Genomic DNA, 1,433 nt, shown 5'->3' on the forward strand with positions numbered 1-1,433 from the left:
ACTTGCCCGACCCGGACGGTCCGACGAGGCACAAAACTTGGCCAGGGTCGATTTCGAGTGAGACTCCTTTGAGAACCTCGAGCGCGCCGAAGTTCTTACAGACTCGGTCTGCCTTCACCATCGGTGTCATCTGCGTTCTCCTCCTGGAATATCCGGGAGTGTCTCCACTACCGTTTCTTTGCCCTGTGCGTCGGCGAGTGCCTGAAGCTGGCGAGTGGTGAGCGTCCTCGTCGACCCTTTCGAATAGTGGCGTTCGACGTAGTACTGGCCCACCATGAGGACACTGGTCATTGCGAGGTACCACGTAACCGCGACCATCAAGAGAGGGATCGGCTCGAAATTTGCACCGGATATGTCTCTCGCCCGCCCGTAGAGTTCGGTACTCAGCGGCACGGCTGTCACCAACGAAGTCGTCTTGAGCAAGCTGATCAATTCATTGCCGGTGGGTGGGATGATCACCCGCATCGCTTGAGGAAGGACCGTTCGCCGCATCGTCTGACCCCACGTCATTCCCAAAGCCACTGACGCTTCGGTCTGACCTTCGTTGACCGAGGCGATACCTGCACGGACGATCTCGGCCATGTACGCCGCCTCGTTCAAAGCGAGTCCGATGACCGCGAAGAGGAACGCCGCCTGGAGATCTTGCATGTCGAAATGCACGAACTGGTGGACGAACGGAACACCGAGATCGATGCTCTTGTATATGGAAGGGAAGAGACCCCAGAAGACAAGCTGGACGTAAACGGGCGTACCGCGGAAGACCCACAAATACACCCAGGCAGCGGACTTCAACACCGGGTTCGGCGACAACCGCATTACCGCGAGGATTATGCCGAGGAGGATCGCGGCAACCATCGACAAGATTGTCAATTGAATGGTGACCCAGGCCGCCTTCGAAATTCGAGCGTCGAAGAGGTACTGGCGGTAGGTCGCCCAGCCGAACTGTTCATTGGTCGCCGAACCATAGAGGAAGAGCCCCACCAGAACCAGCACCACGACTGCTGCGACCCACCGCCCCGGTCTACGCAGCGGGATCGCCTTGATCGGCGCAGGCTCGCCAGTCTCAGTTGTTGTCATGTTCATCAGCTCTCCGCGCCGTTGATCTTGGATACTTCGATGACGCCGGCCTCGACACTCCAGGTCTGCGCGATCTGTTGATAGACGCCGTTGTCGATCAGGTACTGCATTGCCTGTTGCAAGGCGGGCCCAAGGGCGGAACCCTTCACGATCGGCCAGCCGTACGGCGCCGAATCAAAGGGTTCTCCTGCAGCTTCGATCCGTCCCTTGCTCCGTTTGATCGCATAGCCGGTCACTGGCGAATCCGCAGACAACGCGTCGACTCGACCGAGAATGAGCGCGTTGGCCGCATCATCCTGGCTGTCGTACTTGATCTTGTCGATGGGCGGCTTGCCTGCAGCAACGCATGCCTCGCT

2 protein-coding genes and 1 pseudogene are annotated in these 1,433 nt (G+C 58.8%); all 3 read right to left on the reverse strand.

The window, feature by feature from the left end:
• Window positions 1-130 (reverse strand): annotated as a pseudogene (locus QM716_RS24560) (ectoine/hydroxyectoine ABC transporter ATP-binding protein EhuA); the annotation flags it as partial.
• A complete protein-coding gene (locus QM716_RS24565; protein WP_283306754.1) occupies window positions 127-1,083 on the reverse strand; it encodes an amino acid ABC transporter permease in 957 nt (318 codons plus the stop codon). The pseudogene QM716_RS24560 and the gene QM716_RS24565, both read right to left, overlap by 4 nt.
• Window positions 1,083-1,433, reverse strand: a 351-nt coding sequence (locus tag QM716_RS24570) for a type 2 periplasmic-binding domain-containing protein (RefSeq protein WP_283306756.1), incomplete at its 5' end; no start/stop codon positions are given. The genes QM716_RS24565 and QM716_RS24570, both read right to left, overlap by 1 nt.

It is taken from the genome of Rhodococcus sp. IEGM 1409 (assembly GCF_030056735.1).
Classification (GTDB): Bacteria; Actinomycetota; Actinomycetes; order Mycobacteriales; family Mycobacteriaceae; genus Rhodococcus_F.

Excerpts from the sequence above, each read along its gene's own strand:
- QM716_RS24565 (WP_283306754.1), bottom strand. The coding sequence starts at position 1,083 with ATGAACATGACAACAACTGAGACTGGCGAGCCTGCGCCGATCAAGGCG.